Consider the following 17,687-nt stretch of genomic DNA (forward strand, 5'->3'; position numbering starts at 1 on the left):
TCAGGATGTTATTAGAATTTACCAAGATGCATGGTCTGGGCAATGACTTTATGGTGGTTGATCTGATCAGCCAGCGTGCTTATTTAGACACTTTGACCATTCAGCGTTTGGCCAATCGTAACTTCGGCATTGGTTTTGATCAACTCTTGGTGGTTGAGCCACCCGATGTCCCAAGTGCAGACTTTAAATATCGGATTTTTAATGCCGATGGTTCAGAAGTGGAACAATGTGGCAATGGTGTGCGCTGTTTTGCCAAATTTGTACATGATCGTCAGCTCACCACCAAAACCAAAATCAAGGTGCAAACCAAATCTGGTATTGTTGAGCCGGAATTGGGTGTGAATGGTTGGGTACGGGTCAATATGGGCTATCCAAAATTCCTGCCTCAGGAAATTCCATTTGTGGCTGATGCGCCGGAGAGCCTGTATGACATCGATCTTGCTGGCGGTGAAAAGCTGACGATTGATGTGGTGAATATGGGGAATCCACATGCGGTGACAATTGTACCGGATGTGATCGCTGCTGATGTCGCACGTATTGGTCCACAAGTTGAATCACATGCGCGCTTCCCGGCACGAGTCAATGCTGGCTTTATGCAGATTATTGATGAAAAACATGCACGTTTACGTGTGTACGAGCGTGGTGTAGGCGAGACCTTAGCTTGTGGTACAGGTGCCTGTGCTGCCGCAATTTCAGGTATGCGCCGTGGTCTGCTGTCGAGCAAAGTGGAAGTTGAACTGGCAGGCGGCAAGCTGCAAATTGAATGGAAAGAAGGTGATGTGGTCTGGATGACCGGACCAACGGCGACCGTGTATGAAGGACGTCTGGATTTACGTTATTTCCAGGGTTAAGCTTGGTTCCGCTTGAGAAAAAAGCACTGTCTGATCGATGGTGCTTTTTTTATGCTAGGATGGGAAAAACCGTAGAATTTGAATGAGATGAATACGCTTGTTTTCCTGCCGGGTGCTTCAGGAAGCCAGCACTTTTGGCAGCCATTAAGGGCAGCATTAACCAAATATCCAGATCAGCAAGTCATTGCCTATCCGGGCTTTGATGGCGTAGCACCAAATTTGGCCATTCAAAACCTGTATGATCTGCAAGAATTCGTGAAAGAAAAAATTGAGGATGATTCCATTCTGATTGCCCAGTCTATGGGCGGTGTCTTGGCCGTTGGGTTGGCACTCAATCATCCGCAGAAAGTCAAAGGGCTGGTATTGTTGGCGACATCTGGTGGTCTGAATTTAAAAAATTTTCATTGTGCAGACTGGCGAACAGATTATCGTGAACTGTTTAAAACAGCGCCGGACTGGTTTGAACAAGACCAAACTGAATTTAGCCGCGTTCAGCTTGAAAGTCTTGACATTCCGATCTTACTGATCTGGGGCGATCATGATCCTTTAAGTACTGTTCAGCTTGGACAATACTTGGCAGGAATTTTTAAAAATGCAAAATTGCATATTATCCAAGGTGGAGATCATTTCTTTGCCAACTCTCATGCAAATCAGGTTGCAATGCTGATTCAAGATTATTTGGAGCAACTCTAAATGGAGCAAGCAGTGATTGTCCCACCTCAACTCTTGCTTAACATGTGGCTGAAAGAACGTGAAATTCAAAACCAGTCCAAACATACCTTGCAAGCCTATGAACGTGATGTCTCAGATTTTTTAGAGTTTTGCCAGCGTGAGCAGCTCAATTTAAACGATGTAGAAGCCACCGATTTACGCCAGTTTCTGGCTGAAAAAGTGGAACAGCATCAGCTCAGTCCTAGCAGCCTGCAACGTATGCTTTCGGCTATTCGTCAGTTTATGAAATGGGCCGAGCAGGCTCAGCATATGGCTTTTAATCCGGCGGATGATTTTCAGTTAAAACGTCAATCGCGTCCTTTGCCGGGCATGGTGGATATTGAAACCGTCAACCAGATTATTGATCAGCCTGCGCCTGAAAATGAAATACAACAGCAAATGTGGCTCCGGGACAAAGCGATGTTAGAATTGCTTTATTCCAGTGGGCTGCGTCTGGCAGAACTGCAAAGCCTGAGAATTAAAGATATTGATTTCAACCGGCAGTTATTACGCATTACTGGTAAAGGCAATAAAACCCGGATAGTGCCTTTCGGTTCCAAGGCCAAAGACAGCGTGAGGGCTTGGTTGCAAGTCTATCCCTTATGGAATGGCGATTTTGTACCGGAGGCGAATGTATTTATTACCCAGAAAGGCAATCCGCTTGGTGCACGACAAATTGAAAATCGGGTCAAGTTTCAGGCGCAGCGCGCAGGCGTGAATGTAGATTTACATCCGCATTTGTTAAGACATTGTTTTGCGAGTCACATGTTATCGAATAGCCGGGACTTACGAGCCGTGCAGGAAATGCTGGGACACAGTAATTTAACCACCACGCAAATTTATACTCATGTCGATTTTGATCATCTGGCCCAGATTTATGATCAAGCCCATCCACGTGCACAACATAAAGAAGATTGATCATGTGCCAAGTGTTATAGAATAAAAATCATGAAAATTGTATTTTTGGCACAAAACTTTCATATATAAATCTTAAAATGGAATTGAACATTGGCGTTCGGGTAAGCATTTCACTATTGTCTTATTCGTTAAATGCGCCATTTCAGGTATAACAATAACTAGTATTTAATATTTAAAATGAAATATTGCTGAGTAGAGTCTCAGCATTTGACCGATGGGAGGTGACATGGACACACTGGTAATTGCAGATATAGAGCAAAAATATGCACAGTTAAGTGAAGCTCAAAAAGAAATGTTTGCAGGTTATGGTTTGCGACAAATCAAGCATTTTGTGGACATTAGCTTACCCAATCTTGAAGCGACCTTACCTGAAGGCGCCATCATTCAAGGGATTAATGCCGATGGAAAAGTTCAGGCCTTTAATGCGGCGACTAGGCAATACTATTTATGGATTTCTGATTTGCAATGGCAATTGTCGAATCGTGCGACCCAGGCAGTCGATTTAAAAGAAGATGCGATTGCAATTTGGCAAATTTTTGAATTGGCAGACTATGAGCTGGTAGATTTAAGCCATGTACATCGTGATTTTTTAGCACAAGAAACTGAGTAAATTCTGAAGCATCCACATAACATAAAAATAAGATTCAGTCCTGTGATTTGGCTTTGCTCAAGAGGAAAAGGTTGTCTTCTATAGGCAACCTTTTCTTATAGTAGAACTTTCAATCTATGCGCTTGCAGCACATGTTATGGTTTAAGCAAGCTACGATTATGCAAATCTTAAATCAAGAACATAGCGTCGTTGTCTAAAATCAGTTTGCCTATAAATCTTCTAAAGGCAGCTGGAAACTCTGTTTAATAATCTGACTCGGTAAATCTGTTTTGACACTGGTAATACCATTTTTTTTGGTCAGATGGGTCGACTGAAATTTACGGTAACTTTCCAGATCAGGCACCACAACTTTCAACATGGCATCGCTCTCTCCCAAAATAATGTAGCACTCCATCACTTGCGGCAATTCTTTCATCGCCTCAATAAAGGTATCAATGGTTTCGGCATCCTGACCGACTAACCAGATGCGTGAAAATAAAATCAGCTGAAAACCAATTTTTTGTTGGTCGACAATAGTCGTGTAATTCTGAATCACGCCTGCATCTTCCAGTAATTTTACCCGGCGTAAACAGGATGAAGGTGAAAGTCCGATTTCACGTGCCAGATCATTATTCTGAATACGGCCATTGGCCTGTAAATGTCGAATGATATTTTTATCAATTCGATCAAGTTTTACCCGCACAGACTTGGTGGATATTTTCATAAATTAGAATAATATTCGAAAAATAATACTTATTATAAAATAAATTGAAAGCCAATTTTGTAAAAAATCGCAGATACTTGTTTCACTTTCTGGAGTTTGAAAGGAAAAGGAAATGTCTGTATTTGTACTCTTTGCACTGACCGTGCTTCCCCTGATTTTTACGCCTGGACCCGATATGTTATTTATCCTGTCTCAAGTGATGGGTAAAGATGCAAAAGCAGGCATGATGGCAACCTTAGGGGTGTGTTGCGGTTATCTGGTGCATTCTATTCTGGTGGCACTCGGAATTGCGGCTATTATTATCTCTTTTCCGGTGCTGTTTGAAACAATTCGCTGGCTTGGGATTGCGTATCTGTTGTATTTGGCCTTTAATTTGCTCAAATCGGTATTCAGTAAAAAAGCGCTGAACATTGAGAAAAAGACCTCAGCCAATCCGATTAAAAAAGGTTTTTTTACTGCGCTGTTAAATCCAAAAGGCATGTTGATTTATTTTGCGATTTTGCCGCAGTTTATTGATAAATCCGCCAATACTGTCAGCCAAGGTTTGATCCTGTCCTTTATTTTTATCAGTCTGATTTTTGTAGTGTATTGTAGCTTAAGTATTTTGTTCAGCAAAATCAGCCAAAAAACCCAAATGGATGAACGTAAACAAAAATGGGTGGATGGAACTTCTGGTGGTTTACTGGCACTTGCTGCAAGCTGGTTAATCATTAATTAATCGGATTGCAAAGAAGCATACTGTTCGCAGTATGCTTTTTTTATAATTGCGAAGATTTGAAATTAAATATTCACTTTGTCGGCGTAGAATTCAATGCGCTGGTTTATTATTTGGTCAATTTGTCTTTATATTAGGTTTAATTCGCTCTCAAAAAGAATTCTGTCCAAAATGACAAAAGCTGACATACGTATATTCCGGCTATTTTGCTTCAAGCTGCTTTAAATCCATTTAGATTAAAACTGATCAATCAAAACTTCTGATGTGAGTAATCAGATAAAAAAATAATATAAATCAATGGTTAAATTTTAAGTAAATATTGATACATTTCATTGTAATAAAACGATAACAATTAATTGTGAACGCATCGTTCAGGGAAAATTACGCATTTTTACAGCTCTTTGTTGAATTGTGACTTGACCGAAATGCCGTACACATTGCAAGATAGGGCACCTAAAAAAATTTAAGTGAAGAGTTACACTAACTTTTCTCAACATTTACATTTGCTAAAACAGCCGAGGATTACATGAAGGCTCTTGTTGCTGTAAAACGTGTGGTTGATGCCAACGTTAAAGTTCGTGTTAAACCGGACAACAGTGGTGTTGACTTAACTAACGTTAAAATGTCAATTAATCCATTCTGTGAAATCGCAGTGGAAGAAGCGGTTCGTTTAAAAGAAAAAGGAACTGTTTCAGAAATCATTGTTGTTTCTATTGGTCCTAAAGAAGCCCAAGAACAGATCCGTTCTGCAATGGCGCTTGGTGCTGACCGCGGTATTCTGGTTGAAGCTGATGACAGCCAACTGGGTGCGCTGGAAATCGCTAAAATTCTGAAAGGCGTTGTTGACGCTGAACAACCACAATTGATCCTTCTGGGTAAGCAAGCAATTGATGATGACTCGAATCAGGTTGGTCAGATGCTTGGTGCTCTAATGGGTGCAGGTCAAGGTACATTCGCTTCTGAAGTGAAAGTAGATGGCGATAAAGTACAAGTAACACGTGAAGTAGACGGCGGTTTACAAACTGTTGAGCTGACACTTCCAGCAATCATTACAACTGACTTGCGTTTGAACGAGCCACGTTATGCGGCACTTCCAAACATCATGAAAGCGCGTAAAAAACCGCTGGATACCAAGTCACCTGCAGATTTCGGTGTAAACCCTGCAACTAAACTGAAAACAGTGAAAGTTGAATCACCTGCAGAGCGTAAAGCTGGCGTACAAGTGAAGTCTGTAGACGAACTTGTAGAAAAATTGAAAAACGAAGCGAAAGTGATCTAATACAGAAGGATAAAAATCATGAGTATTTTAGTTATCGCTGAGCACGACAACAAAGCATTAAACGCTGCTACTTTAAACGTTGTTGCTGCAGCGCAAAAAATCGGTGGTGATATCACTGTATTGGTTGCTGGTTCTGGCGCTCAGGCAGTTGCTGACCAAGCGGCTAAAGTTGCGGGTGTAAGCAAAGTATTACTTGCTGATGACGCTGCTTATGCAAACCAATTGGCTGAAAATGTGGCTAAACTTGTTGCTGAATTAGGTAAAGGCTATACACATATCCTTGCTGCTTCTACAACAACTGGTAAAAACATTTTGCCACGTGCAGCTGCGCTTCTTGACGTAAGCATGATCACTGACATCATTGCGGTAGATGGTCCTAAGACTTTCAAACGTCCGATCTATGCAGGTAACGCAATTGCGACTGTAGAATCAGGCGAAAGCATCGTATTGGCGACTGTTCGTGGTACAGCATTTGATGCTGTAGCTGCTGAGGGTGGTTCTGCTGCTGTTGAAGCTGCTGCGTCTACGGGTGATGCGGGTATTTCTAAGTTTATCAACGAAGAAATCGTAAAATCTGAACGTCCTGAACTGACAGCTGCGCGTATTGTGGTTTCTGGTGGTCGTGGTGTAGGTTCTGGTGAGAACTATCACAAGATCCTTGATCCATTGGCCGACAAGCTTGGTGCTGCTCAAGGTGCATCACGTGCTGCGGTAGATGCTGGCTTCGTACCAAACGATATGCAAGTGGGTCAAACTGGTAAAATCGTTGCACCTGACCTGTACATCGCTGTAGGTATCTCTGGTGCGATTCAGCATTTGGCTGGTATGAAAGAATCTAAAGTGATCGTTGCGATCAACAAAGATGAAGAAGCGCCAATCAATGCAGTCGCTGACTACTGGTTAGTCGGTGACCTGAACACTGTAATTCCAGAATTGGTTTCTAAAATCTAATTTCTGAATCGGGTTCAAAATACGCTCTTGTGCAAGCAGTGAAAGCAATGCTTTACTGTTTTGTCCAAGGGCGTTTTTTTTATGCAAAAATTTTAAAAATACTCTACAGTCGAAACTAGAGTATTTCATTTGCATGAAAAGTGATAAAATCCCGGTTTGCTTTTTCTCCTGTTTTTAATCATGTCCTTTTCCAAAGCCGCCCATATCCTGTTTATTAGTTTTTTGCTGATTGCGCTTTATCTGGGTATTTGTATTCATACTGCCCTGAATGCACCAGCTTCGGTAACTCAGTATTTATTTAGTGAATCAGGCGCTTTTGAAGTCATGAGTCCATGGTTATGGTACTTGCTGGCAGTGCTGTGTTTGCTTAATGTTGAAATCAAACCTAATACCCGAGTGTTTACGGCTATAGCAGCGACATTGTTAGGATTACGGGAAATGGATTTCCATAAGCAGGTGTTTGAAATGAGTTTTATCAAAACTAATATCTATCGCAGTGCTGAAATTCCGCTCATGGATAAGCTGCTCGGATTTATTTTATTGCTCGGCATTATTTTTGTCTTTCTGGTACTGGCGAAAAAGCTGGTTCAAACCATACGAAGCATGAAGAATTCTTTGAATATTGCACATTTTTTTATCTTTCTCACCATTGCCTGTGGCGGACTGAGCAAAGTGCTCGATCGCACGACTTCAACCCTGAAAGAAGAATTCGGCATCCAGTTGGTGCCACATACTCAAATCATGATTATGACCATTGAGGAAGGGGTAGAAATGTTATTGCCAGTTTTATTGATTGTGGCCGTGCTGAGCTATCGTAAAGTACTGAACCAGGCACAATAAAAATATAGAAAAAACGATGAAGATGCGCCAGTTGATTGGCGCATTTTGTTTTTGTACTCCTGTATTTCTCAAAATTTTGGGTATTGAAAAATCCTGTCTGGATGCGCTGATTTTCGGTTTTGAAATAACAAGAAAATGATCACTAAAATGAAGATAATTAACAAGGTTAAGCTGAATATTTCGACACAAAAATACAAGTGTTTATGCTATAATTTAGGGCTGTATTTTAGTTTTTAACTCAGTCGTTTGAGTTAATGATTTTGCTAGTTTTACGACATATAAATACAAGCCAAAATTGGCTTGTAGAATAAGGAGTATGCATGAGCGTATCGGAAATTAGACCGATTGCCATTGAGGATGAACTTAAAAGCTCATATCTCGATTATGCGATGAGCGTGATTGTGTCACGTGCATTGCCCGATGTACGAGATGGTTTAAAACCTGTTCATCGTCGTGTGCTTTTCGCAATGCACGAATTAGGCAATGACTATAACAAAGCTTATAAAAAGTCTGCACGTGTAGTCGGTGACGTCATCGGTAAATATCACCCGCATGGTGATTCTGCCGTATACGAAACCATTGTACGTATGGCGCAAGATTTCAGCTTGCGTTACCAATTGGTTGATGGTCAAGGTAACTTCGGTTCGGTCGATGGCGATAGCGCAGCAGCCATGCGTTATACCGAAGTGCGTATGCGTAAACTGACCCACGAACTGTTAGCGGATCTTGAAAAAGATACCGTCGAGTGGGAAGACAACTACGATGGCTCTGAGCGTATTCCTCAAGTCATGCCAACCCGTGTTCCGAACTTGTTGATTAATGGTGTCACTGGTATTGCAGTCGGTATGGCGACCAATATGGCGCCGCATAACATGACTGAAGTTGTGAATGCGTGTCTGGCCTATGCCAATGATCCTCAAATCAGCATTGAAGGATTGATGGAACATATTTCTGGTCCGGATTTCCCGACAGGCGGTATCATTTACGGTAAATCAGGCATCGTCGATGCATATCGTACCGGTAAGGGCCGTTTGCATATTCGTGGTAAGTACCATTTCGAAGAAGATCCGAAAAATGGCCGTACCACGATTGTCTTCACTGAAATTCCATATCAGGTCAATAAAGCAAAAACCATTGAGCGTATTGCTGAACTGGTCAAAGAGAAAAAACTGGAAGGCATTTCAGAGCTTCGTGACGAGTCTGACAAAGACGGTATGCGTATCGCGATTGACCTGAAGCGCGGTGAAAACGCTGAAGTGATCGTGAACAACCTGTTCCAGAACACGCAACTTGAAAACTCTTTCAGCATCAATATGGTTTGCCTGGACAATGGCCAACCAAAATTGATGAACCTGAAAGACATCATTGCCGCGTTTATCCGTCACCGTCAGGAAGTAGTCACGCGTCGTACCATGTTCGAATTACGCAAAGCGCGTGAACGTGGTCATATCTTGGAAGGTTTAACCGTTGCTCTGGCAAATATTGATGCCATCATCGAAACCATCAAGAGTTCTGCAAATCCGGCTGAAGCGCGTGAGCGTTTGCAGGCAGGTGAGTGGGCAGGTGGCGGTGTTTTGGCCTTGTTGGAAAAAGCCGGTTCAGTTTCTGTGCGTCCGGATGAGATTGAAGGTGAAGACCCAAGTCGCCCATTTGGTTTGGATGGCGAGATTTATCGTTTGTCACCAACCCAGGTGAATGCAATTATGGAACTTCGCTTGCATCGTTTAACTGGTCTGGAACAAGACAAGTTACATGCTGAATATAGTGAAATCCTGTCACAAATTGCTGAACTGACTGCAATTTTGAATGACTTTAATCTGTTGATGAATGTCATTCGTGAAGAGCTGGCATTAATTCTTCAGCAGTATGGCGATGCACGTAAAACGTCGATTGTCGAGTCACGTATCGATTTCTCTCGTGAAGATCTGATTCCTGAAGAGCAAATGGTGCTGACGGTATCGAAATCAGGTTATGCGAAAACTCAACCATTGTCTGACTACGCTGCACAGCGTCGTGGTGGCCGTGGTAAGTCTGCGACCAGCATGAAAGAAGATGATTACATTCAACATCTGATTGTGACGTCAAGTCATGCGACGGTACTTTGCTTTACCAATGTTGGTAAGGTCTATCGTCTAAAAGTGTATGAAGTACCACAAGCATCACGTGGTGCCAAAGGTCGCCCAATGGTGAACTTGCTGCCACTGGATGAAAATGAGACCATTACTGCGATCTTGCCGGTGATCGATGCGCCGAAGAAATTCAAAGAACGTCTGGCTGACTTCAAGGCATTTGTAAAAGCCAATGCAGCGCAGTTGCAAGCCAATGAAGTGATCAATGCTCATTTTGCTGAGCTTGAAGCAGCGCTGACAGAATCTGAAGATGGTGCGGATGATATTTCTGATGCATTGCGTATTCAATTGAAACAGTTGGGCTTGGAGCTTTCTGCAACAGATCTTGATGATGACATCATCAATGGCTTTGCTCAGCAGGCTGAAGCGGTACGTAAAAACTTCTATGTGTTTATGGCGACTGAATACGGTACGATTAAACGTGTAGAGCTTGAACAGTTCTCGAATGTTCGTTCAAACGGTTTACGTGCGATTGAGTTGAATGGTGACGATACCCTCATTGGTGTGGCGATTACTGATGGCGAACAGCAAATCATGTTGTTCTCGAACGAAGGTAAAGCCATTCGCTTCGCTGAGACGGATGTACGTTCAATGGGCCGTTCTGCCAAAGGTGTACGTGGTATGCGCGTGACCATTGGTGCAGCTGCACAGCTAGAAGAAAATGACGAAACTGAGATCGAGTCTGATGACGAAGATGGTTCAGATTCAGCATTGATTAGCCGAATCGTATCACTGGTTGTTGTACCTGAAACTGGCGAAGTACTGTGTGCATCTGAAAACGGTTATGGTAAACGTACTCCAGTAGATGATTTCCCGACCAAGAAACGTGGCGGTAAGGGCGTGATTGCGATCAAGACCTCTGAACGTAACGGTCAATTGGTGGGCGCTGTTGCCATCGATGCTTCTAAAGAACTGATGCTAATCTCTGATGGCGGTACGCTGGTTCGTACCCGTGCATCTGAAGTGGCGCAAACCGGTCGTAACGCACAGGGTGTTCGTCTGATCCGCCTAGGTAATGAGGAATTGCTGGTTGGTGTCGTTTCAATCGAAGCGGTTGAAGAAGATGAGTTTGTTGAAGCGATTGAAGGTGCAGAATCTTTAGTAGCAGAAACAGATGTAGCAGCTGAAACTGAGCAAGTTGCAAAAGATGGTGAAAATTCAGTAGAAGAATAAGTTTTTTACTGATAAAAAGGGCGCTTCGGCGTCCTTTTTTATAAACCTTGACTGCATAAGGGTAAGCGATGAAAACCAAATTAATGTTGTTGGTAGCAGCGGTTGCATTGACTGGCTGTAATTCAATGGACAATATTCCGAATCCGAGTCCTGAACAGGAAAAGACGGCACAGCTGGCTTATGAGGATTTGCGTGACGGGAAATATGAGGAATTTCTGGATCAGTTAGAACCGCAGTTGCAAACCCAGTTTAAGGATAATGAAAAGCTGATGAAACGCTTTTCACGTTCAATTCCTCAAGGTGAATACAAGTCTAAGACTTTAATGACCAAAGAGATTGAAGAAGCAACTAATCAGCCTGGGCAATATAAGGTCAGCTATGAAATTGCCTATCCGGAGAATCTGGTTCAGTATGATGTGAGTTTTGACAAGCCGAATGGCAGCAACAAGATTCGTAATTTCAATATTCAGGTCTTTGGCGAGTCAAATAAATAAGTGGAATAGGCGCATTGCTATAATGCTCTATCTGCTTTGATGACTAGAAATTAAACGTCGATAAGCCAGGAAAAAGCACAAGCTGCCGATCATTCCAAGATAAAGCAATTTAGGCAAGACTAGTGCGGTAGGTACACCCATCTGATTGAGTTGAATAAACATCTGCACAATTTGGGTAGAGGGCAGGATTTCGCCAACGACTTGCATCCAGATGGGCATGGCAGCATGCGGCCAGGCCGCACCAGATAAAAAGAACAGCGGAATGGAAGTGAATACAATGACATGACCCGCACGTTCTGGCAGATCCAGAAAACTGGCAAATAGACAGGTCATGCCAATTATCGTGTAGATAAAAACCGCAACAGCCAGTAGCATTCCAAGCAGGTTGCCACCGCGCGGATAATCAAATAGCCAGAAGCTAAAGCCGAATAAATAGAAACATCCCAGACAGCCAATGGTGAAGACCGCTAAACACATACCAATGAACGCATTTGCGTTTAATTCTACTTTTCTTTCCCGATATACCAAAATCAGCATACTCAAACCTAAAAGAATGGTTTGGTGGATAATTAAAGGTGCAACCGCAGGAAAGACATAGCTGCCATAGCCGGATAGCGGATTAAATAAAGGAATTTGATGTACAGAAAGGGCAGGTGAAAAATCCGAGACCTCACCAAAGCGTTCAGTATAGTCTGCTAAAGTTTGCTCAACCGATGTGGCTAAGCCCAGACCAATTTGTTTGGTCACTAAAAAGTTGGCTGTACTTAAATACAGTCCAATGCCACCTGTTTCACCATGCCTTAAGCTTTGCGATAAATTGTCCGGCAGCAGTAAAATGCCGTCAGCTTTTTGAGATTCAACCCATTGTTTGGCTTCGGCGAAATTGCCGGTAATCGCCTGAATTTCGACATTGGGGCTTTGTGCCACCTGACCAATAATGCGGGTACTTAAGCTACTTTGTTCTTCATCGACAATAATAATCGGTAAGGCTTCAGCCTGCTGTGCCTGATAAGCGGTTGGATAAAAAAAGCTGTAAAACAAGACGGATAGAATTAGCGTGGTAAAGATCGTGCCGTGACTGACGATATCTTTAAAGCTTTGTAGATAGTAAAACCAAAGGGATTTCATTGGACTGCTCCTTTGGCGATTTTTTTAAGAAACAGATAAGCCAGCAGAGCGTAGACTAGGGCATAGATCAGCAGCATTAATCCAGCTTGCAGTGAAATATGCAATGGACTACCAATCACCCATTGTTCAGTTTGTAATTTGGCATAGGGCGTGAACGGAATAATATTGGACCAAAACTGGGTGAATAGGGGCGCATTATTTAAAGGTAAAGTCACACCGGCAAAACTTAAAGATGAACCACCATAGACCGCAATGATGCCAAAAGATTTACTTAAATCTTTGGTTGCCAGAACCACTGCACTGCTTAAAAATGCATAAGCGCTATATAGCAGAAATTGTGCCGATAGAATCAGAGCGAGCGAGCCGGCAACAAACCAGCCGCGAATTTCAATCAGCCAGAACATCCAGGCCCAAGTCCACACACTAAAAATAGCCACATAGACCAGGTTCTTAGACAGTAATGCCATCCAGATGGATGAGTTGCTAATCCAGCTTATTAAGGTCTGTCGCTTCAGTTCCTGACCGACGGAAAATGCCACACAACAACACAGCAGTAAATGCAGAATTGCCGGGATGACATAGGGTTCCAGATAGAATTCATAATTCAGCTGCGGATTATACAGCGGCGATATTTTGATATGCGGTGACGGTGCTTCGAGAGAGGGCAGCCGGTTGCCCAGATATTGCTGTCCGCCAAATTCAGCCAGTGCTTGTAGGGTACTGACCAGCATGGCAGAGGAGATGGTATTTCCGATACTGAAATAACTCTGGTTAAAGGCAATACTGATGTCAGCATCCTGGGCACGAACCAGACGTTGCTCGGCACCGCTTGGAATATGGATATAACCCCAAATTTTATTTTGATTTAACAGGCGCTCAATTTCAGCTGTTTGTTCCGACACCGTAGCAATTTTAAGAGTATGATTCAGCGCCACATGTTGATAAATGCTTTGACTCAGCGCACTCTGGTCTTGATCAATAATCGCAATCGGTAAATGATCCGGTTTCCCTTGAGCAAACATGCTGCTGAATAAAATAATCACCAGTGCAGGTGCGAGCGTGACCAGACACAGATCCCATTTTTCGCGGAGCAGATAGCGCAGTTCGCGCCATATACCCGTCCACATTATCGGGCCTCTTTCAGTTTAAATAACACGCTCATCCCAACTTTCAGTTCAGGAATCGCTGGTGCGGGCACAAGATGCAGCTTAAAACTGCGCACATCATAACCGCCGGTTTGGCGTGTGGTCTTAATGGTGGCAAATTCGCCTTCAGCACTGATCTGTCTAATTTGAAAAGTGGCGGTTTTATCTAGGGCGGGAATATAACCTGCAATACTGCTCATTTTCTGAAATGGGGCATATTGGTCTTCACGAATATTCAGGCTCACCCACATCTTGTCTTCAATGAGGCTGACCACAGGGACTGCGGTGGCTACCAACTCCGAGACTTTGCCATAGGTTTTAGACACCGTTCCGTTTACAGGTGCAACTAATTGAGTTTCTGCTTCTAAAGCATTGGCTTCATCCAGCGCAGCCTGGGCAATATCTACCTGTGCATCGGCAGAACTCTTTTGCTGCGAAGTGCTGCCACGTTTGGCACGTGCATATTGCTGATACGCCGCCTCTGTCATTTGCGCCGCTGATTGACTGGCTGCATACAATTCATCACGGCGCTGGCGTGAAATCACACCTTCCTTAAATAAATTTGCACCACGCTCATAAGAAACTTTGGCTAAATTTTGCTGTGCTTTCAGCGATTGCCAGTTGGCATACAGGCTAGCGATATTTTCTTCCTGCGAGCCACGTTCAGCAGTCGATTGTAAAGCCAATGCAGATTGTAAAGCCGCTACGGCTTGCTGTTTTTTTGCTTGAATCTCCGGGCTGTTTAAGCGTACCAGTACATCACCTTTTTTGACCTGCTGACCTTCTTCTACATAAATTTCTTCAATACGGCTTGGCACTTTGGTCGCTACCTGAACCGTTTCAGCTTCTACACGACCCTGCAATTCCAGCGGAGCAGGTTGGTAGCTTTTCCATAATCCAAAAGCGATGACTGCCAGTAGAATTGGAATCAGGGCAAGCAATAAATATTTTTTCTTTTTAGCGATTTCAGGAGCTTGTTCATGCTCGGTCGAAGTCGTCGCGTTATTTTCTATTTCAGTTTTTGTTTCTACCTGTTGCGCAGGCGATTTTTCTGTATCGCTGGATGAAGCCGCTTCATTCACAGGATCATTGGGTTTTTGATCTTCGTTCATGTTCGGCTCCATTAGCGAATATAGTGAGTGTTGGTATGTTGGATGTAGTTCGGAAATTCTGCAATCGAGCCATGGCTTTGTAATAGGGTGGCCAGTGACATCACATATTTGTAAGCATTCAAGGCAGTTTCGGCTCGTAGTCCGCTCAGCATATTTTGTGCATCGATGACCTGTATGGCGGTGCCCATATCTTCTTTAAAGGACAATTCTTGGATGCGTAAATTTTCCTGTGCGGCTTTCAAGTTTTGTGCCAGAAGCGCATCACTTTGCTGTGCACTGAGTGCTTCGCTATAAGATTTATAAATCAGATTTTCAATTTCCTGCTGGGTGCGTGCAGTGAGCAGTTCTGTGGCAGAGCGTTTGAGTTCGGCAGCCTGAATATTTTTGTTTTTATCGATCCCGGAAAACAGGTTATAGCGTGCGGCAACCCCGACAATCCAGTTTTCATTTTGATCCAGACTATATTCACCAAAAGCAAAAACATTCGGTTTTTTCGCTGCTTGCTGGGCTTTGACATTGGCTTGAGCTAATTGAGTATCCAGCTGCATTTTTTGAATCAGCGCAGAGTTCTGACTAAAGGTTTTCAGCAGATGATTTAAGGCCTGTGGCTCGGTTTTATTGACAAATAAAGGCGTCGAAAGTTCGGTGATGCTACTTTCCTGAAGCAGATTATTCAGCTGGAACAGGGCAGCATTCAAATTGGCCTGCGTATTTTGCTGACTGCGCTCGGCATTATTGCGTGCCACTTCAAACTGCATGCGGTGGCCTTTACTGATAAAACCTTGCTGTTCCATCTTTAAGGCATTGCGATAATGCTGCTGCATGGCATTCAGGTTAAATAGTGCTGCTGCATGCAGTTGCTTTTGAAGCTGCACATTAAAATAACTTTGAATCAGTTCAAAACGCTGCGTGTCTTGCTGCTGTTTGTTGCTGAGCTGACTACGACCGACCTGAATATTGGCGATTTCTTTGGCGCTGCTTGTCAGTCCACCGGTATAAAGCGGCATCATAACTGAAACCGTTGGGCGAATCACCTGATCATCCAGCACGACATTCGCACTATCAGGAATTAAGCCCACCCCATTTTGAATAGGTTGTCTTAGACTATTTTTTAGCGGGTCAGCCAGATCACCTAAGTTCAGTTCATCAATTCTATTATTTACACCATCCGTTAAGGATTGCTCTAAATTATTTTTTAATGCACCCAAAGGCAGATCGAGTTCATTATGAAAGGCATACGCACGAACATTCAGGTCGACTCGTGGCAGACCTATACCTTTCACTGCTTCAGCTTCAAGTTTTGAGGCCTGTTCCAGACTTTGATAGGCTTGGCTGCTATAAGAATTTTGCAACAACTGACGTTCAGCGTCCTGAAAGCTGATGCTCTGTGCATGAGCAAAGCTGCCATACATCATCGATGCAAGCAGATTTAAACTCCAGACAAGCTGTCTTTTATTTTTCTTTAAGTTCATAAAGTCGCTAAACTGATTTAAAGCCGGTAATGTTATCCGGCTAGTATAAATCAAAGGTTCGTAGATAGAACTAGTGTAAAGTTATAGTATTGTTTCTTTTACATCTGTATTTCAAATACTTATCGGCTATTTTTGATGGAATATCTAAAATTAAAAAATGGCTTAATCTTGAATATTTTCAATTGTTAGTTCAAAGATGATAAAAACAGCAGGCTAAAATACTGGTCAATTTATCTTGTGAATCTACATTGATTTTTTGACTCTATCTTGACTCATAGATTGAAATAATTTTGTGCAAGACCCTGCCAGATATGGTTAAATGCCATCATTTTATTGTGTTTCACTCTGAAAGGAAAAATCATGCGCGCGTACAACTTCTGTGCTGGTCCTGCTGCATTACCGACTGCCGTACTTGAAAAAGCTCAAGCTGAAATGCTTGACTGGCATGGCAAAGGTCTTTCGATCATGGAAATGAGCCACCGTAGTTCCGACTATGTTGCCATGGCTGAAAAAGCGGAAGCAGACCTGCGCAAACTCATGAATATTCCTGAGAACTACAAAGTATTGTTCTTGCAGGGTGGGGCATCACTACAGTTCTCGGCAATTCCATTGAACTTGCTTGGCAAAAACAACAAAGCAGACTATATCGATACCGGCATCTGGTCTGAAAAAGCTTTGAAAGAAGCGCAACGTTATGGCGATATCAATGTTGTAAAAGCAGGTATCCAAATTGATGGTAAATATGCGATCAGTGCACAAAGCGAATGGAACCTGTCTGCTGATGCAGCTTATGTGCATTATGCCGATAATGAAACCATTGGCGGTCTGCAATTTGCTTCAATTCCTGAAACAGATAAGCCATTAGTGTGCGATTATTCATCTAGCATTTTATCTGCACCCTTAGACGTCTCTAAATTTGGTTTGATCTATGCGGGCGCGCAAAAGAATATCGGGCCTGCTGGCTTAACGCTGGTGATCATTCGCGAAGATTTACTCGATCAAGCTAAACCTGAAATTCCAAGCATCTTGAAATATTCAGATCAAGCGAAAAACGGTTCAATGGTCAATACACCATCAACTTATGCATGGTATTTATCTGGTCTGGTGTTTGAATGGTTGCTGGAAAATGGCGGTGTAGATGCCATGCACAAAGTGAACCTTGAAAAAGCTAACCTGCTTTATGGTTATATCGATCAAAGCGATTTCTATGCGAATCCGATTGCAAAAGCAAATCGTTCGATCATGAACGTACCATTTACCTTGGCCAATGCTGATCTTGAGAAACAGTTCCTGAAAGAAGCCGAAACACAACATTTATTGAATCTTGCCGGTCACCGTTCAGTGGGTGGTATGCGCGCAAGTATTTATAATGCTGTGCCTTTAGAAGGCGTGCAGGCATTGGTGAACTTTATGGATGACTTTGCCAAACGCAATGGTTAATTCCTGAAACGAAAAA

General features: G+C 42.9%; 16 protein-coding genes. 11 read left to right on the top strand and 5 right to left on the bottom strand.

The annotated features are described in order from the left end of the window. The first annotated feature begins 5 nt into the window (after window positions 1-5). The 4 genes from dapF (at window position 6) to ACTL4S_RS06040 (ending at window position 3,090) form a co-directional block, all read left to right on the top strand. Entirely contained in the window at window positions 6-851 is an 846-nt protein-coding gene (gene dapF, locus ACTL4S_RS06025) for a diaminopimelate epimerase (protein ID WP_311203698.1), read from the top strand. A gap of 87 nt (window positions 852-938) precedes the next feature. Further along, window positions 939-1,544 (top strand): alpha/beta fold hydrolase, encoded by a 606-nt coding sequence (locus tag ACTL4S_RS06030; RefSeq protein ID WP_441298935.1) that lies wholly within the window; start codon window positions 939-941, stop codon window positions 1,542-1,544. Further along, window positions 1,545-2,480 (top strand): site-specific tyrosine recombinase/integron integrase, encoded by a 936-nt coding sequence (xerA, locus tag ACTL4S_RS06035; RefSeq protein WP_114540836.1) that lies wholly within the window; start codon window positions 1,545-1,547, stop codon window positions 2,478-2,480. It abuts the gene before it with no gap. Between the two features lie 226 nt (window positions 2,481-2,706). Beyond that, on the top strand, window positions 2,707-3,090 hold the full coding sequence (locus ACTL4S_RS06040; RefSeq protein WP_004645713.1) for a hypothetical protein: 384 nt from the start codon (window positions 2,707-2,709) through the stop codon (window positions 3,088-3,090). Window positions 3,091-3,298: 208 nt separating this feature from the next. Here ACTL4S_RS06040 and ACTL4S_RS06045 read toward each other — a convergent pair whose 3' ends face one another. Beyond that, window positions 3,299-3,793 (bottom strand): Lrp/AsnC family transcriptional regulator, encoded by a 495-nt coding sequence (locus ACTL4S_RS06045; RefSeq protein ID WP_004645712.1) that lies wholly within the window; start codon window positions 3,791-3,793, stop codon window positions 3,299-3,301. A gap of 112 nt (window positions 3,794-3,905) precedes the next feature. On the opposite strand from ACTL4S_RS06045, the gene ACTL4S_RS06050 reads away from it, so the two are divergent. The 6 genes from ACTL4S_RS06050 (at window position 3,906) to ACTL4S_RS06075 (ending at window position 11,374) form a co-directional block, all read left to right on the top strand. Then, the gene (locus ACTL4S_RS06050; RefSeq protein ID WP_004645711.1) at window positions 3,906-4,511 is read left to right on the top strand and encodes a LysE family translocator; all 606 of its coding nucleotides are present in this window, start codon (window positions 3,906-3,908) and stop codon (window positions 4,509-4,511) included. Window positions 4,512-5,034: 523 nt separating this feature from the next. Further along, the gene (locus ACTL4S_RS06055) at window positions 5,035-5,787 is read left to right on the top strand and encodes an electron transfer flavoprotein subunit beta/FixA family protein (protein ID WP_004731799.1); all 753 of its coding nucleotides are present in this window, start codon (window positions 5,035-5,037) and stop codon (window positions 5,785-5,787) included. Between the two features lie 18 nt (window positions 5,788-5,805). Continuing rightward, window positions 5,806-6,738, top strand: a complete 933-nt coding sequence (locus ACTL4S_RS06060; RefSeq protein ID WP_005252481.1) for an FAD-binding protein — start codon at window positions 5,806-5,808, stop codon at window positions 6,736-6,738. Window positions 6,739-6,918: 180 nt separating this feature from the next. Next, entirely contained in the window at window positions 6,919-7,578 is a 660-nt protein-coding gene (locus ACTL4S_RS06065; RefSeq protein ID WP_441298936.1) for a hypothetical protein, read from the top strand. Window positions 7,579-7,898: 320 nt separating this feature from the next. Next, window positions 7,899-10,880, top strand: a complete 2,982-nt coding sequence (gene gyrA, locus ACTL4S_RS06070) for a DNA gyrase subunit A (RefSeq protein WP_441298937.1) — start codon at window positions 7,899-7,901, stop codon at window positions 10,878-10,880. A gap of 68 nt (window positions 10,881-10,948) precedes the next feature. Continuing rightward, window positions 10,949-11,374, top strand: a complete 426-nt coding sequence (locus tag ACTL4S_RS06075) for an outer membrane protein assembly factor BamD (RefSeq protein ID WP_409652320.1) — start codon at window positions 10,949-10,951, stop codon at window positions 11,372-11,374. 27 nt (window positions 11,375-11,401) lie between these two features. Here ACTL4S_RS06075 and ACTL4S_RS06080 read toward each other — a convergent pair whose 3' ends face one another. Genes ACTL4S_RS06080 through ACTL4S_RS06095 form a run of 4 tightly spaced genes read right to left on the bottom strand, consistent with a single transcriptional unit; the run spans window position 11,402 to window position 16,231 of the window. Continuing rightward, window positions 11,402-12,502 carry an ABC transporter permease gene (locus ACTL4S_RS06080; RefSeq protein ID WP_441298938.1) on the bottom strand — a complete coding sequence of 367 codons (1,101 nt, stop codon included), beginning with the start codon at window positions 12,500-12,502 and terminating at the stop codon, window positions 11,402-11,404. Further along, window positions 12,499-13,629 (bottom strand): ABC transporter permease, encoded by a 1,131-nt coding sequence (locus ACTL4S_RS06085; RefSeq protein ID WP_441298939.1) that lies wholly within the window; start codon window positions 13,627-13,629, stop codon window positions 12,499-12,501. The genes ACTL4S_RS06080 and ACTL4S_RS06085 overlap by 4 nt, the downstream gene beginning before the upstream one ends. Beyond that, window positions 13,629-14,759: an HlyD family secretion protein gene (locus tag ACTL4S_RS06090; protein WP_441298940.1), complete on the bottom strand. Its 1,131-nt coding sequence runs from the start codon at window positions 14,757-14,759 to the stop codon at window positions 13,629-13,631. The genes ACTL4S_RS06085 and ACTL4S_RS06090 overlap by 1 nt, the downstream gene beginning before the upstream one ends. Before the next feature lie 11 nt (window positions 14,760-14,770). Beyond that, window positions 14,771-16,231, bottom strand: coding sequence for a TolC family protein (locus ACTL4S_RS06095; protein ID WP_441298941.1), 1,461 nt, complete (start codon window positions 16,229-16,231; stop codon window positions 14,771-14,773). Window positions 16,232-16,591: 360 nt separating this feature from the next. Between ACTL4S_RS06095 and serC the strand changes: the two genes are divergently transcribed. After that, window positions 16,592-17,671, top strand: a complete 1,080-nt coding sequence (gene serC, locus ACTL4S_RS06100) for a 3-phosphoserine/phosphohydroxythreonine transaminase (RefSeq protein ID WP_148334291.1) — start codon at window positions 16,592-16,594, stop codon at window positions 17,669-17,671. Window positions 17,672-17,687: the final 16 nt, after the last annotated feature.

Source organism: Acinetobacter lwoffii, assembly GCF_052078135.1.
GTDB classification, from domain to species: domain Bacteria; phylum Pseudomonadota; class Gammaproteobacteria; order Pseudomonadales; family Moraxellaceae; genus Acinetobacter; species Acinetobacter lwoffii_Z.

Coding starts and splice junctions, on each gene's coding strand:
- ACTL4S_RS06065 (WP_441298936.1), top strand. CDS start 6,919: ATGTCCTTTTCCAAAGCCGCCCATATCCTGTTTATTAGTTTTTTGCTG.
- xerA (WP_114540836.1), top strand. CDS start 1,545: ATGGAGCAAGCAGTGATTGTCCCACCTCAACTCTTGCTTAACATGTGG.
- ACTL4S_RS06055 (WP_004731799.1), top strand. CDS start 5,035: ATGAAGGCTCTTGTTGCTGTAAAACGTGTGGTTGATGCCAACGTTAAA.
- ACTL4S_RS06080 (WP_441298938.1), bottom strand. CDS start 12,502: ATGAAATCCCTTTGGTTTTACTATCTACAAAGCTTTAAAGATATCGTC.
- ACTL4S_RS06040 (WP_004645713.1), top strand. CDS start 2,707: ATGGACACACTGGTAATTGCAGATATAGAGCAAAAATATGCACAGTTA.
- ACTL4S_RS06060 (WP_005252481.1), top strand. CDS start 5,806: ATGAGTATTTTAGTTATCGCTGAGCACGACAACAAAGCATTAAACGCT.
- ACTL4S_RS06075 (WP_409652320.1), top strand. CDS start 10,949: ATGAAAACCAAATTAATGTTGTTGGTAGCAGCGGTTGCATTGACTGGC.
- dapF (WP_311203698.1), top strand. CDS start 6: ATGTTATTAGAATTTACCAAGATGCATGGTCTGGGCAATGACTTTATG.
- ACTL4S_RS06045 (WP_004645712.1), bottom strand. CDS start 3,793: ATGAAAATATCCACCAAGTCTGTGCGGGTAAAACTTGATCGAATTGAT.
- ACTL4S_RS06090 (WP_441298940.1), bottom strand. CDS start 14,759: ATGAACGAAGATCAAAAACCCAATGATCCTGTGAATGAAGCGGCTTCA.
- ACTL4S_RS06085 (WP_441298939.1), bottom strand. CDS start 13,629: ATGTGGACGGGTATATGGCGCGAACTGCGCTATCTGCTCCGCGAAAAA.
- ACTL4S_RS06050 (WP_004645711.1), top strand. CDS start 3,906: ATGTCTGTATTTGTACTCTTTGCACTGACCGTGCTTCCCCTGATTTTT.
- ACTL4S_RS06030 (WP_441298935.1), top strand. CDS start 939: ATGAATACGCTTGTTTTCCTGCCGGGTGCTTCAGGAAGCCAGCACTTT.
- serC (WP_148334291.1), top strand. CDS start 16,592: ATGCGCGCGTACAACTTCTGTGCTGGTCCTGCTGCATTACCGACTGCC.
- gyrA (WP_441298937.1), top strand. CDS start 7,899: ATGAGCGTATCGGAAATTAGACCGATTGCCATTGAGGATGAACTTAAA.
- ACTL4S_RS06095 (WP_441298941.1), bottom strand. CDS start 16,231: ATGAACTTAAAGAAAAATAAAAGACAGCTTGTCTGGAGTTTAAATCTG.